Genomic DNA, 22,385 nt, shown 5'->3' with positions numbered 1-22,385 from the left:
TGTAAAGATAGGTAGATATTACCTAGGTAATTAATGTGAAAAACTGAGAGCATTATAAATCGCTCCATTAATAAGAAAAAACCTATTAGTCTGAGAGACTAAAACGATATACTATTTTTCCTATTTGCTTGGACGGCGCACCGGAGTCTGCATTAAACTTTGTTGCTAGCGCTGCGGCTTTTGCTGGCTCAAGAAGACAGCGAGTATTATTAGTAGTCCCACGTACTCCAGGAGTTGCTTTAATAACTTTTCCGTTACGATCTACCTCGATACTTACAACTACAGTACCTGCTTCGTTACACTCTTGCTGGCGCTTAGGCTTCCCAAGTGCTTTACGACCTCCTAATTGGTAATTACCATCACCATCAAGCCCTTTTCCAGTTCCGTAGTAGCTTGAGGCATTAGGATCTCCATTAGGATCACCTTTATCTCCCGCTTTGTTATCATCACCTTCTCCTGCTTGTGAAGCTCCATTGCTTTTTGGCCCATTAATTAATGCATCTAAAGCACTCGTAGTAGATTTATCTGGTTTTGGATCTGGCTTTGCCTCCTCTACTGGTTTTTCAATAGGCTTTTCTTTTGGTTTTTCAACCTTTGGCGTAGGCTTCTCTTTTGGCTTTTCTTCTATAACGGGAGCATCTTCAATATTTTGAGTTACTACCTCATCCTTAATCTCTGGCTCTTGCACTGTAGGCTTAGGCTGTGGAGCCGTGTTTTTAGGTGCTGAAGCTATTGGTTTTGTAGGTTGCACATTACCAGAACCTACCTCAGACGTACCAAAGTTTACAGCAATCCCTCCTTCTTCAGGTGGATCGAGGTATTTCATCCCCACTACAAACATGAGCAATAGTATGATAGCCATCACAATAGTGCTTATGGTAAAGGATTTACGTTTATGTATGGTATCTAAGAATGCCAATTGACGAATAGAAAAAATTAAAAATTAAGCTTTCGCGAAAGCGTATAAAAAAAAGATGTAAGCAAATTAATTAGGGCGTACCGCAAGTACAATTTTATACTTATTACGGTTTGCAATATCCATTATCTTAACTGCATTCTCGATAGGAACCCCCTCTTCTGCTCTTAAAATAATAGTTGGCTCTTCTACTCCTGCAAGTTCGCTTGTAATAAACCCTTCAATACTATTCTCACTTACACGTTCTTTATTAACGTAGTAATCTAAGTCTTTTGTAATACTTACAGAGAGGTTTTGTTTATTACTGGTTTTCCCTTTTGCTTTAGGCAAAATTAGGTCTAGAGCGTCTGGCGTAATGGCAGGTGAGGTTAAGAGAAAGAATACAAGTAATAGAAAGACAATATCTGTCATACTACTCATACTGAACTCTGGGCTCACTTTATTTCTTCCGCGCAGGTTCATACTAGCTTGGCTCGTTTAGAAGATCTAAGAAATCTACAGCATTTGCTTCCATAGAGTGCACTACTTTATCTGTGCGCACTACTAAGTGGTTGTAACCCATATAAGCAATTATACCTACGATAAGACCCGCTACGGTTGTGGTCATTGCCGTATAGATACCTTCGGCTAGTGTTCCCATTTCTGCTTGTCCTGAGCTTGTAGCTAGTGTATGAAAGGCAAGTACCATACCGATTACAGTTCCTAAAAACCCAATCATAGGTGCAGCTCCTGCTATGGTAGCAAGTACACTTACATTGCGTTCTAGCTTATACACCTCAAGTTTACCCTGATTCTCTATTGCTGTATTAATATCCTCTAGAGGGCTACCTATACGTGAGATTCCCTTTGCAGTGAGCCTCGATACAGGTGAGTTTGCTTGCGCGCAATAAATTTTTGCCCCTTCAATATTACCCGATTGTACATTGTCGCGTATTTGATTCATAAAGTTGCTATCAACTTTAGACGCTGCTTTGATTGCAAATAAGCGTTCAAAATAAATATAAATAGCAACAAATAGCAGTACAAAAAGTACTGCTATTATGATGATTCCTGCTGTACCACCTGTGATAAGCAAGTCTATTATTGATAAAGTCTGCTCTACAGGCTCATCTGTTGTAAGAACGTCTGCTGCATCTTGAGCGCCGTCTTGTAATAAGGTATAAATCATAAATTAGGTCGTTGTGACTTTAATATGAAACGATGGTTATGATATTAAATTGTCCGAGATTAAGATGCCATTGTTCCTCCCGTAAGAAGAACAAAAGCAATTGCACCTGCTGCAAAACCGATAAATGCTAACCATGTTATTTTCTTAAGGTACCAGATAAAATCGATACGCTCCATTCCCATTGCTGCAACACCAGCTGCAGATCCGATGATAAGCATACTTCCACCTGTTCCAGCAGAATATGCTATAAAGTGCCATAATAAACTATCTGTAGGCGCTTCATACATACCCATTGATGCCGCTACTAAAGGAACGTTATCAATAATTGCAGATAATATACCAAGGAGTACAACAACAACATCTTGATTTGGTACTGCTCCATTTAAGATTTCGGCTACGTAACGTAAAGTTCCCACTGGATCTCCAGATTCTGAAACTCCATATACTAGACTTTCAAGTCCAGCAACAGCCATTAAGATTCCTAAGAAAAAGAGGATGCTTGAGATCTCAATACGAGATAATGCTTTGTGAGCGCTGTATAAGTGCTTACGTTCTTTTGTAAAATCTTCTTCTGGGTGAATATATTCTGATACTAACCACACTACTCCTAGTGCAAGCATCATTCCCATGTAAGGAGGAAGGTGTGTTATAGTTTTAAAAATAGGCACAGATACAATCATACCTAGACCTAAGAACAGCATGGTCTTACTACTAAGTAGTCTACCTGCTTCTTCGTCTTCTGTGGTGTCCACAATAATCTCGCCTTTAAATGCTGGCAAATAAGAAGCAATTAAAAATGGAAGTACAAAACAAATTACAGAAGGAACAATTACAAACTTCACTAGTCCCATTGCAGTTACATTATCTGCAATCCAAAGCATTGTCGTTGTAACATCTCCAATAGGAGACCATGCACCACCGGCATTTGCTGCGATTACTACCATTGCTGCAAACCATAAACGCTGCTCTCTATTTACAATAAGCTTGCGTAATAATGTAATAAGTACAATGGTTGCAGTAAGGTTATCAATAATAGCAGAAAGTATGAATGCTAGTATCCCTATAATCCATAATAGTTTTTTCTTACTCTTAGTGCGCACAGCGCCCTTAAGCACTTCAAAACCACGGTGTAGATCTATAATCTCAACAATAGTCATCGCTCCAATAAGGAAGATAAGTATCTCTGCCGTTTTACCTAAGTGGTGTAAAAGTGTGTTGTCGAAACCATGCTCTGCTTCATGCAGTGCATCTCCAGTGAGGGCGGTTCCATTAGGGAAAATGCTATATGCATTTTCATACGTATCAATTACATCAAACCAGCCTAAATGGAAACCTACCGCAAGGAAGGCCCATATAAGCGATGCCATAATTAAAGCAGGTACCGTTTTGTCTAGTTTAAGAGGATGTTCAAGGGTTATAGAAAGATACCCAATGATAAAAATGAGAATAATTACTGATTCCATAAGTTGTCTGGTTAATTGTAAGTATTAAAGTAATTCTTTTAGTGCAATTTCAAAAGCAGTTTTGCTTATATTTTGCTTACTACTGTTGTTATTATACGTGTTTTCAATAGCGTTTCTAATGGTTTGAGATGTATCATTAAAGATTGCATCATCTGTCATTTGTACACGACGCTCCATAAAGTATGCAAATACACGAGCCATACCACAGTTTGATATGAAATCTGGTATTAAACTCACTTTTGCATCTGTATGCTCCATTATAGGGCCAAAGAAAATTTCTTTATCTGCAAACGGCACATTTGCACCACAAGAGACAACCTCAAGTCCAGTGCCTATCATGCTATTGATTTGATCTTCTGTAATAAGTCTAGACGCCGCACATGGAGCAAAAATCTCAGTTTCAAGATTCCATATTTGCTCATTCATCTCTGCAAATGGAATTAATCCTTCTGCATTTGCGTTAAGTGTATTTCCAGTTTTATTGAGGTACATATCACGTATTTCTTCAAAAGAGAAACCGTCTTTGTTAATAAAACCTCCTACTATGTCAATGATTCCTACCACCTTTGCTCCCATTTGAGCAAGGTAATAAGCTGCGGCTGCTCCTACGTTTCCAAAACCTTGTACAACGGCTCTTTTTCCTTTTACGTCACCACCATAAATATCGTAATAATGACGTACGGCCTCTGCAACTCCATATCCAGTAATCATATCTGCAACCGTATACTTACGTGTCACATCTGGAGAATACACTGGATTTTCAATCACTTTTATCACACCTTGACGCAGTTGCCCGATGCGGTTAATTTTATCTGCCTCTGTAGGCTGGAAGTGGCCTGTAAAGACTCCTTCTTGAGGATGCCACACTCCACTTTCTTCGGTAATTGGGATTACTTCATGTATTTCATCTACATTAAGATCACCTCCCGTACCGTAATAACTTTTTAATAATGGTGATACTGCTTTATACCAACGCTCTAAAACTCCTTTCTTACGTGGATCTTTAGGATCAAAATTGATCCCAGATTTTGCTCCACCTATCGCAGGTCCCGAGACGGTAAACTTCACTTCCATTGTTTTGGCCAGCGACAGTACTTCATTCATATCCAGACCCGTACGCATACGTGTTCCTCCACCCGCAGCACCGCCACGTAATGAATTGATTACAACCCAGCCTTCTGCTTCTGTTTCTGGGTCATTCCAATGGAAAACTATTTCTGGTAATTTATCTTCATAACGCTGTAAAAGAGCTCTCATACTTTCTGATTAGGTAAGCCCAAATATACAATTTAGAAACACCTTGTAGAAGAAGTGTTAATAATTTAAGATTCATATAACATTCCGCTGGCATGATCATGCCTTGCACCCGTCACGCTCGCTAGACAGTTCGGGAGGTTTTCAAGTTTCAACACTCCTAACAATCCAAAAATAAGCGCTTCTTTAAATTCAACCAACTTTGCGTCCGGCACAACGAGTTTTACGCTTTCGCGAAAGCGGACACGTTCCAATAAATAAGTGTTATAAGCACCTCCACCAGTAACGAGTACACTAGCGCCTTCTTTAAACTGCGCCGCAAGCTGAATAGCAACATGCTCTGTAAATGTAGCTAGCACATCTACCGAAGAAAGTTGAACAGCCTCAATAAGTGGGAAAATATGCGCGTGTACCCATTCTATCCCAAGAGATTTGGGAGCTGGAAGGCTATAAAACAGAATGTCATTTAGCTTATCGAGGAGAGGTTGATGTACGGTTCCTGCTTTCGCGAAAGCGCCACCATCATCATACTCCTCACCCAGTTCTTGAGCATATTTATTAAGAACCACGTTTACAGGAGAGATATCATAAGCGATTCTCACACCATTTTCATCTTTAGAAACATTTGCAAATCCACCGAGATTAAGGCAATAATCGTAATTACCAAATATTAATTGGTCGCCTATAGGCACCAATGGCGCTCCCTGACCACCCATTTCTACATCTTGCACCCTAAAATCACAAACCACGCGATGGTTAATTAAAGTGGCAATTTCTGGCAGGTTTCCTATTTGCAAAGTAACTCCCTCATCTGGCTGATGGAGCACCGTATGACCGTGAGAACAGACAACATCAATATCCGTAAGGTCATTAGTGGTAATAAAATTCTTAATCACTTGCGCTAGGTGAGCGGTATAATCTACGTTAAGCGCATCTAGCTCTTCTCTACTAAGCAAGTGAGCCGTAGAAAGTATTTCTTTCCACTTTTTAGGATAGGGAATAGTTTTCGCAACAATAACATCACTAGTAAAAGATGGATATATTGAGTTATCTTTTGATGAAGAAAGACCGATTTTTGCGTAGGCACAATCAATACCATCTAAGCTTGTCCCACTCATCACCCCTATAACGTTATAGTTTTTTTCTCCCATAGCACTAAATCTATTGAGAAAAAGGCAAGAAACAAGTATCTTTGTATAGATTTTTTAGATAATTCTTAATAATTCAAACACGATGGATTTTAGCTTAACAGAAGAACACATAATGATACGCGATGCGGCTCGCGATTTTGCCCGTACAGAATTACTTCCTGGCGTTATTGAACGTGATAACATCCAGCAGTTTCCTGATGAACTCGTTAAAAAAATGGGTGACTTAGGTTTTATGGGTATTATGACAGATCCAAAATATGGTGGAGCTGGTATGGATGCTACTTCGTACGTACTTGTTATGGAGGAATTATCTAAAATTGACGCCTCTGCATCTGTTATTGTTTCTGTAAATAACTCTTTAGTTTGTTACGGTCTTGAAGCTTACGGAAGTGAAGAGCAAAAACAAAAATACTTAACTAAACTTGCTACTGGTGAGATGGTGGGTGCTTTTTGCCTTTCTGAGCCAGAAGCTGGATCTGATGCAACTTCACAAGCTACTACAGCAATAGATAAAGGAGATCACTACGTAATTAACGGTACAAAAAACTGGATTACTAATGGTGGTCGTTCTGATGTATATTTAGTTATTGCACAAACCGATAGAGAAAAAGGTCACCGCGGAATCAATGCTTTTATCGTAGAGAAAGGCATGGAAGGTTTTGAAGTAGGACCTAAAGAAGACAAATTAGGAATACGTGGTAGTGATACACACACACTACAGTTTAACGACGTGAAAGTTCCTAAAGAAAATAGAATAGGAGAAGATGGTTTTGGATTCAAGTTTGCGATGAAAACTCTTTCTGGCGGACGTATAGGTATTGCTGCACAAGCATTAGGTATTGCATCTGGAGCTTACGAGCTTGCTCTTAAATACTCTAAGGAACGTAAAGCCTTTGGTACAGAAATCTGTAATCACCAAGCAATCGCTTTTAAACTAGCAGATATGTATGTGGAGATTGAAGCTGCGCGTCATCTAGTAATGAAAGCAGCATGGGATAAAGACCAAGGAAACAATTACGATATGTCTAGTGCAATGGCTAAGCTTTATGCTTCAAAAGTAGCGATGGAACAATCTGTAGAAGCTGTGCAAATACATGGTGGAAACGGATTTGTAAAAGAATATCACGTAGAGCGCCTTATGCGTGATGCTAAGATTACTCAGATTTACGAAGGAACTAGTGAGATCCAGAAAATCGTAATCTCAAGAGGTGTAATTAAAGGATAAAATCTTCCAATATAGATCAACAAAAAATGCGGCAATTGCCGCATTTTTTATTTTATATAATATCACTTTACTATCTAAGCTTCCAGCCGCTGGTGCTTGTACTCGCTTCAAGCCTATCCTCTAATCCATCCTCTAGCTCAGGAAAGAAATCAATACCAGTAAGTTTCTCAATCTGATCTACAGAGGTTACAAATGTTTTTAATGACTTTTTTGATGCCGAGTGGTTCATTAAGAAAGCAATCATTTTTACATCACCTCCAGATTGATCATAGACAATTTTATAAAATGATTCTGGAACAGTCACACCTTCTGTTCCTATTGCGCCCATTTTATCTTTGAGAACACCTCCTGTTACCACATATACACCATCATACTTTTTTGCCCAATAGCGCACCTGTTGTTCTAGTTCGTTCCAAATACCAGCATTAAAATCATGCCGCTGCGGACTAATATTACTTGTCAAGAACGTCTCATCATAAGCCGCCTTGCTAAACTCTCTATCTCCAGCCGGACACAGATGCCCTCTGTCATAGCCAGATTTCTTGTAGTTACGCCAGTGAGCAGACTTTGTCCCTACCTTAGGGTCGACTTCAAAGTATGGGCGTTTAAAATCGGCATTTACGATGTGTTCTTTTTTAAGCTCGTACGCAACCCACTCTGCTTGTTCATCTTTCTCACTATAACTAAGCGAGTAATAATTATGATGTACAATCTGCCCCGTAGTTGACGTAGGTAGAAAATAGGTGTTTGTCGTAGATTTAGGCTGCTTTCCTTCCTCTACAACTGGCGCATCAATGGCTTGATGAGCATAATTTTCAAATATGTACCACCCTAGTGTAAATAATAGTACTAGTAATGGATAGGTGTATTTTCTTTTCATGTATAAATTAACTTTTCACATCCAGCGCATCTCTTAGCGCATTTCCCACGAGCATAAAAGCCATTACGAGTAACATGATTGCTATACCGGGAATGAGCGCAAGATAAGGTTTCCCTAAGATGATATAACTGTAATGATCTTTAATCATTGCTCCCCAGCTAGGCGTAGGCGGCTGAGCACCTATCCCTAGAAAGCTCAAACCGCTTTCTATTAAGATGGCTCCAGCAAAATTTGCTGCAGAGATCACGATAAGCGGCGCAATCACATTAGGCAATATATGTTTGATAATAATTCGCCCATCTGTATAACCTAGCGCTCTCGCTGCGGTAACATATTGCATTTGCTTTACTCCCATCACTTGACCTCGCACTACACGAGCTACCTCAACCCACATGGTTAACCCAACTGCAATAAACACCTGCCAGTATCCTTTTCCCAATGCTAGGGTAATAGCAATTACAAGTAATAATGTAGGAATAGACCATGTCACGTTAATTACCCACATGATTGCAGCGTCAATCTTCCCACCAAAATACCCCGCAAGCGACCCCATAAGTAAACCTATGAGAAGCGAAATAAATACAGCAACAAATCCTATAGAAAAAGAAATGCGCGCACCTATAAGCATACGACTTAGTAAGTCCCGACCATACTTATCTGTTCCTAACAAAAATGTACGTGAGGAGATATTCGCTTTCGCGAAAGCGTTATAATCCTCCACACCATCTATTTCCAGTGTTTTAGGCATTCCCTCTACTCCATCGCCTACATACTGGGTGTAAGTGATACTACTTTCTGAAATAGTATACGAAATGACGGGAATTTCTGTACTCGCATTCTTACTGCCTGAAAACCATTTTGAAAAGAAACTTTGACTCGCATCAACCTGAGCGGGTATGGTGAGTATATCTACCGTAAACCCTGGTCCTTGAGAGTGAATAGAGAGGTGCATTTGATTTGCGTTCTCACTACTATCTGGGGCGATCACATAGGCAAACAATGCTGCAAGACCACACAACACAATATATAGCAAACTCAAAACGCCCCAAAAATTCTTTTTGAATTTTTGGAGCGCTAAGCCTGTTAAAGAATTTGCTCTTTGCGACATGAATTAATCTTTTATCGCAGCAAGTTTATCTTTTCTTATGTTATTTATTTTAAGATCCTTAAGCACATTTAACGCCTCTTCTACGTAAGCATCTTTTGTAAGACTCTTGTGCCAGCGATCACGCTTTTCCTTTAAAATAGTATCACTTTCAAAAAGTTTCTGCTCATAAGGGAGTGACTTGTATGACAACTTCGTATCATAATCATCTATCGCATCAAATTTCTTTGCAAACTCCTCACTTTGCGCGATACGCTCTTTATACTTTTCATAATTAAGTGACCATTGTTGATCATCTCTACGATCTTTAATCCACTTAGCATAATCATCAACTAGTTGTAAATGCTCGCTCTTAGACATACGTTGCACACTATTTTCGATAGTTTCATCAAAATCTACATAACCATCCCAAACATCATAACTTGCAGCTTTAATTTTATCCCAAGGAAGCGGATTTTCTTGATCGCGTTCTCCTATGTCGATATACTTAAAACGATCCGGAACCACTACATCACTCTTCACCCCTTCTAGCTGAGTAGATCCACCATTTACACGGTAGAATTTCTGCGTAGTTAACTTAAGCGCTCCAAGATCACCATAAGGGTTTTTACGTAAGTACTGATTAAGGTCTGCAACGTTCTGCACAGTTCCCTTACCGTATGTTTGTTTACCACCTATGATGATGGCACGTTTATAATCTTGCATTGCTGCTGCGAGAATCTCACTTGCCGAAGCAGATATTTCATTTACAAGAATCACAAGTGGCCCATCCCATAAGATAGAAGGATCTGCATCTTCAAGAACTTCCGGCTCATCACCGCTAGATGCTACTTGCACAATAGGACCATTTTTAATGAATAATCCAGCAATGTCTACTACTGTTTTTAAAGATCCTCCTCCATTATTTCTAAGATCAATAACTAGACCTTCCATTCCTTCTTCTTTAAGACGCTCTATTTCTTTCTTTACATCACTTGCAGCGTTCTTCTCTTTATAATCATCCATCGTAAAGTAAAACTTAGGAAGATTTACAATTCCATATTTTTTACCATCTTTTTCAACCTCGGCAGATTTGGCATAAGTTTCTTCGAGCTCAACAATGTCTCTTTCTATAGTAATATTTTGAGTACTTCCGTCTAGCTTCGTTTTTACGGTAAGAATCACCTTAGTTCCTTTAGGGCCTTTGATGTATTCTATGGCATCTTGTAAACGCATCCCAACAATGCTAATGGCATCTTTCTCGTCTTCTTGACGCACTCTCATGATAACATCTCCTTCACGCAGCTCATCACCTCTCCATGCTGGACCTCCAGAAATAACATCTGTAATTTTAATCTCTCCGTTTTTCTTTTGAAGTCTCGCACCTATTCCTTGGAACTGGCCACTCATCTGAGTATCAAAACGATCTTTTGCTACTGGAGCAAAGTAATATGTGTGAGGATCAAATTCCTCCACTACCGCATTCAAGAAAATAGCAAAGTAATCTTGACGCTCGAGTTCATCTGTAAATTCAAAAAACTCCTTTGTATTATCCTTTACTTCATTTCTAGCTTTCTCTTCGAGCTGCTTGTCACTAAGAATTTCCTTAGGTTCATCTGTATTTACAACCTCTTCGCCTTCTTCTGGTGTTTTTTCTTGCTCCTCCTTTTTATCAAAATAAGAACTCAATGCATTGAGTTTTAATTGCTGTCTCCAGCGATTTTTAAGCTCTTTCTTATTTTTTGCAAATGGTTGCTTTTCATAATCTGTATCTAAGATTTCATCCTCTGTAAAGTCAAATGGCTTTTCTAGCAAGTCTGCTTGAATCTCGTTTGCTTCCTTCGTACGCTCCATAAGACGTGTGTAAGTAAGATCAAAGAATGTCAAATCCTTATCTCTAATAGCATCATCTATCTGATCCTTATATTTCTCAAATTCCTCAATATCTTTCTTGTAAAAGAAACGGCGATATGGATCTAATGCATCTATGTAATCATCAAACACCGCTGCAGAGAATTCGTCATTAATATCTTTTGCATCATAATGACCTCTCTCAAGTAAGTAAGAAATAAGATCAAGTAATGTCTTATCCTTATCTGGATCATCAAATGACTTTGTAGTAAAACTGCAACTCGCTACCGAGAAGAGGAGTACTACTGCGATTAATTTTAAATTCCTTTTCATAAAATCTTTTATTTGCATGTAACTAGCAATGTACATTAAAAATTGTGCCACGATAAGATTAACCTTCGTAATCTTTTGTTAAACCCGACTGTCGCTCGAATTGAAGTACAATTTACGTATTTTCGTGCTTAGTTTACAACTCCTCTTATGAACAATAAACCATTAATACTTGTTACCAACGATGACGGTATTACCGCTCCCGGAATACGCAACCTTATCGATGTAATGCTCACGATAGGTGATGTCATTGTTGTTGCACCAGATAGCCCGCAGAGTGGTATGGGACACGCCATTACCATAAACGACACACTGTACTGTGACCCTGTAAAACTCGATCCTGCGGCGACACATAAAGAATATACATGCTCTGGAACTCCAGCAGATTGTGTGAAACTTGCAAACCAGCAGATTGTACCTCGCAGACCAGACATCTGTGTGAGTGGAATAAATCACGGCAGCAACTCTAGTATCAATGTAATTTACAGTGGTACGATGAGCGCAGCTGTAGAAGCTGGTGTAGAAGGAATCCCAGCAATAGGTTTCTCACTACTAGATTACAGTCACGATGCCGATTTTGAACCAGCAAAAAAATATGTGGAGCGCATTACTCGCCAAGTATTAAAAAACGGACTTCCTAAGGGAATTGTTTTAAATGTAAATATTCCAAAACTACCAGCAGCTGAAATTAAAGGTACTAAAGTATGCCGTCAAGCAAAAGCACAATGGGTAGAAGATTTTGACAAGCGCACTAACCCTATGGGCAGAGATTACTACTGGCTCACTGGCGAGTTTGTAAATCAAGATAAAGGAGAAGACACAGATGAGTGGGCGCTGTCTCAAGGATACGTGTCTGTTGTCCCTGTACAATTTGACCTCACGGCTCACCATTTTTTACAAGAATTAAATGAGTGGGAAGACTAGTCTAAAGTTTACAAAGCAATCGTAACTTTGACACACATCAATATCTTTCTATAGCTTAATGTGAATAATTCCGCTTTCGCGAAAATTTTAAAACAATAAGCATATTTGTAGAGATTTCAAATTTTGGCGAAAGCCGAAACATAGCATATGAAAAAAGACATCATTATAGGAATCATAGTAGGACTCATTGCAAACGCAATAGGTGTACTACTTTTTTCTCTATACATAGGCAGCACTCAAAACCGAACTATCACAAATGTTCTTGAAACAGCAGTTTCCGAAGGTCGTCTGGGCAAAATTATGGCAATAGGTGCCGTTCTTAATCTGCTCGCATTCTTTTTAATGCTTAGACAAGGACAAGATGCGAGAGCGAGAGGCGTTCTTCTTGCTACGATTACTATTGCATTTGTAACTATGATATTAATGTTTACCCAATGAAATATTACATTCTTGCAGGCGAGGCCAGTGGTGATTTACATGGTGCAAACCTTATGAAATCATTGTATAAAGAAGATCCAGAGGCAGATATACGCTTTTGGGGTGGTGATCTTATGCAGGAAGTAGGTGGCACTCTTGTGACACATTATAAAGAGCGTGCTTTTATGGGCTTTATGGAGGTTGTCACAAACTTGCGTAAGATCACAGGTCTTATTAAAGATTGTAAGAGAGATATTGCCCGTTTTGAACCAGATGCGCTTATTCTTATAGATAATTCAGGTTTTAACTTACGCATTGCAGAGTGGGCAAAACCATTAGGCGTAACGACGCACTATTATATCAGTCCGCAGGTATGGGCATCACGTGCGAGTCGTGTCAAAAAGATTAAATCATATGTAGATCACATGTATGTGATATTACCTTTTGTAAAGGACTTTTATGACAAGCATGATTACAAAGTACATTTTGTAGGTCACCCACTTCTAGATGCCGTTGCAGGTCGTAAGCAAGCAGATCCAGTTGCTTTTGCAAAAGAACACAAGCTTGATGAACGACCTATGATTGCCCTACTCCCAGGAAGTAGAAAGCAAGAAATAAGCGCTATGCTAGATGTGATGTTAAGCGTAGTAAATGATTATCCAGACTATCAGTTTGTAATCGCTGGAGCGCCAAGTCAAGAAGTGTCTTTTTACCAACCTTTCCTAAAGGATTATCCAGTAAAACTGGTGATGAATAAAACCTACGACATCTTAAGTTTTGCAAATGCTGCGCTAATCACCTCTGGCACTGCAACGCTGGAAGCAGCAATTTTTAAAGTACCACAGGTAGTTTGTTACAAAGCAAATGCCGTCTCATACAGTATTGCAAAACGTATTATCAAAACCAAATATATCTCCCTAGTAAACCTAATTATGGACCGTGAGGTGGTAAAAGAATTAATTCAAGGAGATCTCAATACTGCACAATTAAAAAAGGAGCTCGATAAGATTACTAATGATGATTATCGTGCAATCCTATTTGAAGATTACTTTGCACTAGAGAAAAAATTAGGCGGTGCAGGGGCGAGCAGTAAAACCGCATCTCTCATTGTAGCTACTACCAAAGCACAGCTAAGCAATTAACAACCTACGAGCCCATCTACTTTATGAAACAATTATTCATAGTGCTTTCTTTACTCTTCTTACTCACCTCTTGCGGAAGTTCAAAAACAACAACATCTAGAACAAAAACAAGAACTCGAACTACTGCTAGGGTTAAAAATATAAGCGCATCAAAGACGGACCGCATTATTAACCAAGCACAATCATTTGCAGGTACTCGATATAAATTTGGCGGGACTACAAGCAAAGGAATGGACTGCTCTGGATTAATTTATATTGCTTTTCAGAAAGAAAACATAGTTCTACCTCGTATCTCCAGACAGATGGCAGAAAGAGGTCAACCTATAAAAGACAAAGACATTTTTAAGGGTGATTTGTTATTTTTTAGAACGAACAAAAGCAGCAAACGCATAAATCATGTGGGACTCGTCACTAAAGTTACGGGCGATGACATTTACTTTATACACGCCACAACCTCAAAAGGCGTTCTTACTTCTAACCTCAATGAGCGTTACTGGAATGACGCATATATCATGGCCAGACGCGTCTTGTAAATTATAATTTGCTATATTACTGACAGTTACACCTTTTTAAAGGTTAATTAGTAATATATTGAAGAGGATTAACACGCCCATTTTAGTAATACTTCTCGCCCTCATTGCTGGGATAATTTGTTATGACGTCTACCAAGTCTCCTTGTTCTGGATAGCTATTATCCTCCTGCTCGCTGCATCATTTCTTTTTGTACTGCACAGACGTGCTTTTAAAAGACCTCTCAACGCTATAGCGTTTACCGTAGGCATTACCATTGCATTTACAACCTTAGGCTACTTGACCTCAGAAAGAGCAAACGCGCTAAACAACGAGACGCATTTTACCCACACAAACACTAGCAACCCAAGTACCTTTTTATTCTCGATAGATGAAGTACTAAAATCCACAATGTATCAAGACAAATATGTTGTTACATTAAAGACGATAAACAAAGAAATTACTTCTGGCAAAATAATTCTTAATATTAACAGAGATAGCATATCGCATCGTCTTCGGGTAGGAGCATGGTACTACACAAGATCTTTACTCTTACCTGTCCCCAAACCCAAAAACCCATATCAATTTGATTACGGAAGCTATTTAAAAAGAAAACAAATACACGGGCAGCTGTCAATTAATAAAAACGAGCTCCTCATATCACAACTCGCCTCTAGCGGATTGAGGGTATGGTCATCACGCTTTCGCGAAAGCGTACTAAAAGCAATTCATTCTCATTCATTTACTAGCGACCAACTTGCAGTTATAGACGCACTCGTTCTTGGGCAGAAAAATGGTATAGATAAGCAAATGAGTACTCATTATGCATCTGCTGGAATGATGCATATACTTGCCGTCTCCGGCCTGCATGTAGGCATTATACTATTATTGCTACGCTTTATTACCAAACCAATAGCAGACTACAAGCTACGATGGCTACGCTCTATAATAATTATCATACTGATTTGGGGCTTTGCTTTCACTACTGGATTATCTCCCTCAGTATTGAGAGCCGCTACTATGTTTAGCTTTCTCGAAATAGGACAACAGCTAGGCGGAAAAAGAAAATCAACAGATGCAGTCATGGTATCTGCAGTAGTACTGTTACTCTATAATCCGCTTCTTATTTATCAAGTAGGGTTCCAGCTTAGTTATCTTGCTGTTATTGGTATTTTATGGATTCAACCATGGCTATCTACTTTTTATACTCCGCGGTATTATATAGACAGGCTTCTCTGGGGTATTGCTACGGTTTCTGTTGCTGCCCAGTTAGGCGTGCTACCTTTAAGTTTATTTTACTTTCACCAGTTTCCTGGATTATTTTTTCTCTCTAATGTAATCATCATTCCATTTCTAGGAATCATTTTAGGTGGTGGCATTCTAGTTGCTTTATTAGCTATAATAGGCATATTACCTGATTACATTGTAGCTGCCTATGGATTTATCATAGACCTAATGAATGGATTTATTTTTTGGGTAGCTAGTAAAGAGGCCTTTATCACAAATCACATCACGATAAGTTTTGCATTACTTATAGGCCTATATCTCTGCATTGTTTTTAGTATTTCTTTACTCAAAAAATACAACAACCTCAGGCTTGTAGCGGCATCTATATCAATGGCACTTTTGACATCTATTATTATTTACGAAAGGAACAATCCTCCTGCTACGCATCTCACTATTTTCAATAAGAGCAAATCTAGTATGTTAGGCTTTTTCAACAATACTACCCTCCAAATATTTAGTGCAGATTCATTGCATTCCATAATACAAGATAGCAGAGTTAGCAACTACAAGGATGGCTTACGCATAGACGAAGTAGCCGTAGAAAGCATGCAGAACTATTTTCGCTTTAAGCGAAAAGAAATACTCGTCATAGATAGTCTTGGGGCTTACCAACTAGGAAATGCAAATCCAGATTATATATTACTGACGCAATCTCCTAAGATTAACATAAACAGACTGACAGAGAGGTTTCCAGAAGCTCAAATCATTGCAGATGCATCAAACTACAAAAGCTACATCACTCGATGGAAAGCTAGTTGTTTGAACAAAAAAATCCCTTTTCATAGTACTTATGAAAAGGGAGCTTATATAATTGAGTGAATTTTTTTTCTAATTAGGCCATGAGTACTCAAACTCTTCTTGATAGGTAGCCCACTTCTCTTGAGTAGTAATCTCTTTATAATCATCATTACCCACCATCTTCACATATATTTCTAGACGCTTAGGAGAGTGATAACCAACTATAGGTTGGATGTAATTACCCTTTTCATCAAAGAAAACCATACTAGGGTATCCCTGAAGCTTTAAAGCCTGCGCAAGTTCATGCTGACTGTTACGACTTTTAGCTCTTTTAGGATCATAACGAGGATTAGTATATGTATTACCTAAGTAATTAATCACTTCTGTACCCTCGGCGTTAAATTTTACCGCATAATAATTTTCATTTATAAAAGCAGCTACATCAGGATTTGCAAAGGTATTTCTATCAAGCATTTTACAAGGCCCACACCAGACAGTGTACACGTCCATAAAAATCTTTTTAGGCTCTTTTTGTTGGGCAGCAAGCGCCTCATCCATGGTCATCCAGTTAATCTTCTGGGCACTCATAGTTCCCGTCGCAATAAATAGAAGAAGGTATAATACTTTTCTCATTGAATTCTTTCTTTTAGGTATAGTCTGTTTTAGTTTAAAATTCTTACAGACAAAAAACGTTCCACAAAATAGGGAACGTTTTTAAATTATACTATTATATGTGCTTAGCGTATACCATGCATCATTCTAATAAGTGTTTTATTTAGTAATAACATTACAACACCTGCTGCTGCTGGTATTACGGTAAATATCAAAAAGAAGATTGCCATTCCATGCTCCTCAACTATTGGATCAATATAACTACCCGTTATACCCGCTGCAAAGTTTGCTATAAAGTTTGCAACAAACCAGATACCAAACATAAGCCCAACAAGTTTTGCTGGTGCAAGTTTACTTACATATGAAAGTCCAACTGGTGATACACATAACTCTCCTAGTGTATGGAATAAATATGCAAGTACTAGAAATACCATACTTACAGAAGCAGTTTTTGCACCTAATGGAATTCCCATAGATCCAAAAGAAAGAATACCAAAACCAAGACCTAAAAGAATAAGTCCAATAGCAAACTTCACTGGTCCGCTAGGGTTGTATTTGCTCTTCCATATTTTTGAAAATAAAGGAGCAAATGCAATGATAAAGAATGAGTTTAATATTCCGAACCAAGAAGCAGGTACTTCTGGAGCGTCATCTGCAAACTGACGAGATAACATCCAGATTACAATTCCCCAAATAATAACAAAACCTAAGCCTAAGATAATATTAGAAAGTGCGTATTTACCATACGTTTGCTTAAATAACATCGCTAATACCCATGTAATAATAAGCATAGGAACTACTGTAAGTATTGTGTTGACTATTTTAAAAGTCATACCACTACTACCTTCAAGAACTCTATCTGTATAATCTGCTGCAAAGATGGTCATAGACCCTCCTGCTTGCTCAAATGCCCACCAAAAGAAAATAGTAAAAAATGCAAGAACACTAATTACAATTAAACGATCACGAGTTACTTTAGACTTTTCGGCATCATCAATAACATCTTCAATACTATCTGCAGCATTTTCAACACCATCCTCTATGACATCATCAAGTTCGCCAGCTTTTGCTGGTGCTGACCCTATTTTACCAAAGATACCTTGAGCAAAATAAAACTGAAGCATTCCTACAAGCATGAAAATTCCCGCAAGTCCAAAACCATAGTGCCATCCAACAGACTCACCTATATAACCACAAAGTAAAATACCTAAAAAAGCTCCGGAGTTAATACCCATGTAAAATATGGTATATCCCGCATCCTTTTCTTTACCTTGATCCTTATATAACTGCCCTACCATCGAAGAAATATTCGGCTTAAACATACCGTTACCAATGATGAGTAATATAAGACCTGCATAAAAGAAAATATCTGAACTAATCTCAAAAGCCATAGATGCGTGACCTAGTGTCATCAATAAGGCACCTATGATTACAGCTTTTCTATATCCTGTAATCTTATCAGCTATTAAACCTCCTAATATTGGAGTCACATAAACTAGACCTGTATAAAACGCATATAACTGTAGTGCCTCTGCTCGCTCCCAGCCCCAGCCGCCATCAATAATAGCTGATACTAAAAATAAAACAAGTAATGCACGCATTCCATAATAAGAAAAACGTTCCCACATTTCTGTAAAAAAGAGAACAAAAAGACCTGAAGGATGCCCTAGCACAGTCTTTTGGTTGGTTTCAGAACCACCGAATTTATATTCCATATTGTATTATTTATTTACTGCTAATATAAGTTGTTTATCCTTAAAGTTTTTCTTTTATGAATTCTGTCATCATTGTATATAAATGAAAACGCGTATTCCCTCCATAGATACCGTGGTTTCTATCTGGATAATTGAAGTAGTCAAATTGCTTATTTGCTTGTACTAAAGCTTCTACGAGACGCGTAGAGTTTTGCACATGCACATTATCATCTCCACCTCCATGCACAAGTAATAAGTCACCTTCCATCTTATCTACGTGGCTCATAGGAGAGTTGTTATCATACCCACTTGCATTTTCTTGCGGAGTTTGCATGTAACGCTCTGTATAAATAGAATCATAAAATCTCCATGAAGTAACTGGCGCAACAGCAATCGCCATTTCAAAGGTATCTGCTCCTTGAAAAAGACAATTAGACGCCATAAAGCCTCCATAACTCCATCCCCAGATTCCTGTGCGATTTTCATCTATATATGGACGTTCACTTAATTGTTTAGCAGCTGCTATTTGATCTTGTACTTCATACTTCCCTAATTCCTTCTGAGTGATTTTCTTAAAATCACGTCCCTTTAATCCTGTTCCTCTAGGATCTACACAAACCACGATATAGTCGTTCTGAGCAAGCATCTGGAACCAGTAATCATTACTTGTATCCCATTTATTTGCAACGCTTTGCGATCCAGGCCCAGAGTACTGAGTCATAAATAATGGATACTTTTTATTAGGATCAAAGCTTGTAGGTTTAATCATATATGCATTAAGAGAAACTCCGTTTACGTCAATCTCAAAAAATTCCTTTGGAGAAATATCATAAGTAGCATAAAGCTCTTTGAGATCATTATTGTCTTTTATAACACGTATTTGCTTTCCATCCTTAGCATCATTAAGTGTAAAACGATAAGGCGTTGTTGTGTTTGAATATGTATGGATGAAGTTGCTAAAGTTTGCACTAAAATCGGCATCATTTGTTCCCTCTTTTACAGCGAGTGCTTGTTTCTTTTTACCGTTAAGTCCTATCGCGTAAACCCCTCGGTTTATTGAACCATTTTCTGAGCTTTGGTAAAATATCCTTTTGGTCTTTGCATCATAACCGTAATATCCTGTCACTTCCCAGTCGCCTGATGTTACTTGGCTTTTAAGAGTTCCATCTGCATTGTGGTGATACACGTGATTCCATCCATCTTTTTCGCTTGTCCAGATAAAGCTGTTGTCTTCTAGAAAAGTAAGATTATCTGTAACGTCTACATACGCTTTATCAGTTTCAAGAACAGCTAGTGTAGTTTGGTATGTCGCTGCGTTAAAAAGTGACAACTTCAATGTATCTTGATGACGATTTAACGTTTGTACAGAAAGTACGTTTGGATCTTTTGACCAAGAAATACGTGGAATATAGTACCCAGCGTTATCTCCTAGGTTTATCTCAACATCCTTTACTTTACGGCTATTTCCGCTATCTAAGTTGTGAAGGCGTAATGTTACTTTTGCATTTGCCTCACCAGCTTTAGGGTATTTAAAAACTGACTGCGTCTGGTATAATTCTTTGCCATAAATATCCATAGAGAATTCTGGAACATCTGTTTCGTCAAAACGTATATAAGCTATCTTCTTGCTATCTGCACTCCAATCGAAGGCGCGCACAAAACCAAATTCTTCTTCATAGACCCAATCCGTAATACCGTTTATAATACTATTTTTCTTTCCATCTGTAGTAAGCTGCTGGGTTGTACCTTCTGCGATGTTAAATACATATAAGTTGTTACCCTTTCCGTAAGCAATCATCGTCCCATCAGGAGAAAATGTAGGCTCTTGGATAAGATCATCTGAAACCTTTGTTAGCTTTCGCGAAAGCGTATTCCAAACATAAAATTCGCCTAGCGTAGATCTTCTAAAGATTGACTGTAGCTTGGTCGCTAGCAAGACTTGCTTTTCATCACCACTAAATTCATAACTGATGAAATAATCAAGACCTTCAATATCTGCACTGCTTACTGCTGTACGCACTTTATCTCCCGTCGCATAGCTATAAATATCTACACTTCCCGTACGTGTCGCTCTATCAAAGTTTTGAACAGCATACTCTTGTCCGTTTGCCATGGAGTGAATAGACTGGAGTCTCTCTGCACTAAAGGTGCCTTCTTTCCATATATCTTCAAGGGTGATTTGCTTTTTTTGCGCAGTTGCGCTCTGGATTGCCATGAGTAAAATGGCACTCAAAAAGAGTTGTATTTTCATATATAATTGCTAATTCTAGTAATGTATCTCAATTTTACTAAAAATAACGCAAAAAGCCCCGTAAAAGCTGTTAAATAGCGCCATATTGTTAAGAAATAAAATCACTAGATTACTTACACAAAGCTAGGTTTACCTCATTCTCAGTATCTTTGACACTTTTATAAATACAGCTTAATGACAAAGGCAATATCAGGATTTTCAAGACTTTCAAAAACGGAGAAAATAGCGTGGCTCACGTCTACGTATTTTGAAAATCCAACACAGGCAACTGAGGTGCTATCATCTTACTGGAATGATGATAAAAAATTACAACAGCTACACGATGAGTTTATAGAAAACACCATCACTAACTACTACTTACCACTAGGTGTTGCGCCAAACTTTGTTATAAATGATCGTATTTACACCATCCCCATGGCTATTGAGGAAAGCTCTGTAGTTGCTGCCGCAAGTAAAGCGGCAAAATTCTGGCAAGATAGAGGTGGTTTTAAAACTACCGTGCTAGGAACTACAAAAGTAGGCCAAGTACATTTTACCTATGATGGTGATGCCTCGCTTTTGACATCATTTTTTGAATCCATCAAGCCACAGTTAATTGCAGATACCGCTGCAATCACAAAAAACATGGAGAAACGTGGTGGTGGCATTAAAGACATCACACTCGTTAACAAAACTTCAGCTGTAACAGATTACTACCAACTTCATTGCACGTTTGAAACGCTAAATGCAATGGGAGCCAATTTTATAAATAGTTGTCTAGAACAATTTGCAACGACACTTAAAACAGGTTTTGAGGAAGAAGTACGCTTTCGCGAAAGCGGTGCAAACCTAACCGTTATCATGTCTATTTTATCAAACTATGTTCCAGATTGTGTCGTGAGAGCAGAAGTAAGTTGCCCAGTAAACGACCTTTCTGAAAAGAATATAGATGGTGCGCAATTTGCTAAAAAATTCATCCAAGCAATTGCTATTGCCGAAGAAGAACCTTACCGCGCAGTGACTCACAACAAAGGAATAATGAATGGTATTGATGCCGTAATTCTTGCCACTGGAAACGACTTTAGAGCCGTAGAGGCTGGTGTGCACGCGTATGCCGCTAGAGATGGCCAATATAGAAGTCTTACACATGCTAGTGTAAATGATGGAATATTTAAATTTTGGATTGAGGTACCACTCGCACTAGGAACCGTAGGCGGACTTACAAAATTACATCCGCTGGTAAAGTGGTCTATGGAATTGCTAGAAAACCCATCTGCACAAGAGCTTATGCAAATTGTAGCTGTCGCTGGACTTGCACAGAATTTTGCAGCCTTAAAATCACTCACTACAACGGGAATTCAAGAAGGACACATGAAAATGCACCTCATGAATATCCTTAATCAAATGGAAGCAACTACTGCAGAAAAACAAGAAACAGTCACTCATTTTAAGACCAATACGGTTACACATAGCGCCGTTGTTTCTTTTATAGAAGCACTACGCTCATAA

The 22,385-nt window shown here is 38.5% G+C and carries 19 protein-coding genes; 7 read left to right on the top strand and 12 right to left on the bottom strand.

What is annotated here, in order from left to right; translation table 11 throughout:
• Window positions 1-85: 85 nt before the first annotated feature.
• The 6 genes from DCS32_RS09075 to DCS32_RS09050 form a co-directional block, all read right to left on the bottom strand.
• Window positions 86-919 (bottom strand): energy transducer TonB, encoded by an 834-nt coding sequence (locus tag DCS32_RS09075; protein ID WP_108877980.1) that lies wholly within the window; start codon window positions 917-919, stop codon window positions 86-88.
• Between the two features lie 66 nt (window positions 920-985).
• The gene (locus DCS32_RS09070) at window positions 986-1,378 is read right to left on the bottom strand and encodes an ExbD/TolR family protein (protein ID WP_108877979.1); all 393 of its coding nucleotides are present in this window, start codon (window positions 1,376-1,378) and stop codon (window positions 986-988) included.
• A 1-nt stretch (window position 1,379) separates the two neighbouring features.
• A complete protein-coding gene (locus tag DCS32_RS09065; protein WP_013750089.1) occupies window positions 1,380-2,084 on the bottom strand; it encodes a MotA/TolQ/ExbB proton channel family protein in 705 nt (234 codons plus the stop codon).
• Between the two features lie 59 nt (window positions 2,085-2,143).
• Window positions 2,144-3,547: a sodium:proton antiporter NhaD gene (gene nhaD, locus DCS32_RS09060; RefSeq protein ID WP_108877978.1), complete on the bottom strand. Its 1,404-nt coding sequence runs from the start codon at window positions 3,545-3,547 to the stop codon at window positions 2,144-2,146.
• 24 nt (window positions 3,548-3,571) lie between these two features.
• The gene (locus tag DCS32_RS09055) at window positions 3,572-4,804 is read right to left on the bottom strand and encodes a Glu/Leu/Phe/Val dehydrogenase dimerization domain-containing protein (RefSeq protein WP_108877977.1); all 1,233 of its coding nucleotides are present in this window, start codon (window positions 4,802-4,804) and stop codon (window positions 3,572-3,574) included.
• 65 nt (window positions 4,805-4,869) lie between these two features.
• A complete protein-coding gene (locus tag DCS32_RS09050; protein ID WP_108877976.1) occupies window positions 4,870-5,952 on the bottom strand; it encodes an anhydro-N-acetylmuramic acid kinase in 1,083 nt (360 codons plus the stop codon).
• Between the two features lie 82 nt (window positions 5,953-6,034).
• Between DCS32_RS09050 and DCS32_RS09045 the strand changes: the two genes are divergently transcribed.
• Complete coding sequence (locus DCS32_RS09045; RefSeq protein ID WP_013750093.1) at window positions 6,035-7,177, top strand: acyl-CoA dehydrogenase; 1,143 nt, start codon at window positions 6,035-6,037, stop codon at window positions 7,175-7,177.
• Window positions 7,178-7,247: 70 nt separating this feature from the next.
• Here the strand turns inward: DCS32_RS09045 and DCS32_RS09040 are convergent, their stop codons facing one another.
• Genes DCS32_RS09040 through DCS32_RS09030 form a run of 3 tightly spaced genes read right to left on the bottom strand, consistent with a single transcriptional unit; the run spans window position 7,248 to window position 11,325 of the window.
• Window positions 7,248-8,057, bottom strand: coding sequence for a DNA/RNA non-specific endonuclease (locus tag DCS32_RS09040; protein ID WP_108877975.1), 810 nt, complete (start codon window positions 8,055-8,057; stop codon window positions 7,248-7,250).
• A gap of 7 nt (window positions 8,058-8,064) precedes the next feature.
• Window positions 8,065-9,165: an ABC transporter permease gene (locus tag DCS32_RS09035; protein ID WP_108877974.1), complete on the bottom strand. Its 1,101-nt coding sequence runs from the start codon at window positions 9,163-9,165 to the stop codon at window positions 8,065-8,067.
• 3 nt (window positions 9,166-9,168) lie between these two features.
• Window positions 9,169-11,325, bottom strand: a complete 2,157-nt coding sequence (locus tag DCS32_RS09030) for a carboxy terminal-processing peptidase (protein ID WP_108879268.1) — start codon at window positions 11,323-11,325, stop codon at window positions 9,169-9,171.
• Window positions 11,326-11,472: 147 nt separating this feature from the next.
• On the opposite strand from DCS32_RS09030, the gene surE reads away from it, so the two are divergent.
• From surE to DCS32_RS09005, 5 genes are all read left to right on the top strand, one after another.
• The gene (gene surE / locus DCS32_RS09025; protein ID WP_035334511.1) at window positions 11,473-12,246 is read left to right on the top strand and encodes a 5'/3'-nucleotidase SurE; all 774 of its coding nucleotides are present in this window, start codon (window positions 11,473-11,475) and stop codon (window positions 12,244-12,246) included.
• 147 nt (window positions 12,247-12,393) lie between these two features.
• Entirely contained in the window at window positions 12,394-12,684 is a 291-nt protein-coding gene (locus DCS32_RS09020; RefSeq protein ID WP_108877973.1) for a hypothetical protein, read from the top strand.
• Window positions 12,681-13,805, top strand: a complete 1,125-nt coding sequence (lpxB, locus tag DCS32_RS09015; protein ID WP_108877972.1) for a lipid-A-disaccharide synthase — start codon at window positions 12,681-12,683, stop codon at window positions 13,803-13,805. The genes DCS32_RS09020 and lpxB overlap by 4 nt, the downstream gene beginning before the upstream one ends.
• Window positions 13,806-13,828: 23 nt before the next feature.
• Window positions 13,829-14,338, top strand: a complete 510-nt coding sequence (locus DCS32_RS09010) for a C40 family peptidase (RefSeq protein ID WP_108877971.1) — start codon at window positions 13,829-13,831, stop codon at window positions 14,336-14,338.
• 58 nt (window positions 14,339-14,396) lie between these two features.
• Window positions 14,397-16,421 carry a ComEC/Rec2 family competence protein gene (locus tag DCS32_RS09005; RefSeq protein WP_108877970.1) on the top strand — a complete coding sequence of 675 codons (2,025 nt, stop codon included), beginning with the start codon at window positions 14,397-14,399 and terminating at the stop codon, window positions 16,419-16,421.
• A gap of 9 nt (window positions 16,422-16,430) precedes the next feature.
• Here the strand turns inward: DCS32_RS09005 and DCS32_RS09000 are convergent, their stop codons facing one another.
• The 3 genes from DCS32_RS09000 to DCS32_RS08990 all read right to left on the bottom strand — a co-directional run bounded on the left by DCS32_RS09000 (window position 16,431) and on the right by DCS32_RS08990 (window position 20,897).
• Window positions 16,431-16,973, bottom strand: a complete 543-nt coding sequence (locus DCS32_RS09000) for a thioredoxin family protein (protein ID WP_108877969.1) — start codon at window positions 16,971-16,973, stop codon at window positions 16,431-16,433.
• Between the two features lie 104 nt (window positions 16,974-17,077).
• Entirely contained in the window at window positions 17,078-18,667 is a 1,590-nt protein-coding gene (locus tag DCS32_RS08995; protein WP_108877968.1) for a peptide MFS transporter, read from the bottom strand.
• A gap of 40 nt (window positions 18,668-18,707) precedes the next feature.
• Complete coding sequence (locus DCS32_RS08990; protein WP_108877967.1) at window positions 18,708-20,897, bottom strand: S9 family peptidase; 2,190 nt, start codon at window positions 20,895-20,897, stop codon at window positions 18,708-18,710.
• Window positions 20,898-21,071: 174 nt separating this feature from the next.
• Here DCS32_RS08990 and DCS32_RS08985 point away from each other — a divergent pair, with 174 nt between their 5' ends.
• Window positions 21,072-22,385 (top strand): hydroxymethylglutaryl-CoA reductase, degradative, encoded by a 1,314-nt coding sequence (locus DCS32_RS08985; RefSeq protein ID WP_108877966.1) that lies wholly within the window; start codon window positions 21,072-21,074, stop codon window positions 22,383-22,385.

This window comes from Dokdonia sp. Dokd-P16 (assembly GCF_003095655.1).
Lineage (GTDB): Bacteria > Bacteroidota > Bacteroidia > Flavobacteriales > Flavobacteriaceae > Dokdonia.
The sequence above is the reverse complement of the archived record's forward strand: the minus strand, read 5'-3'. Positions and strand labels throughout refer to the sequence as shown.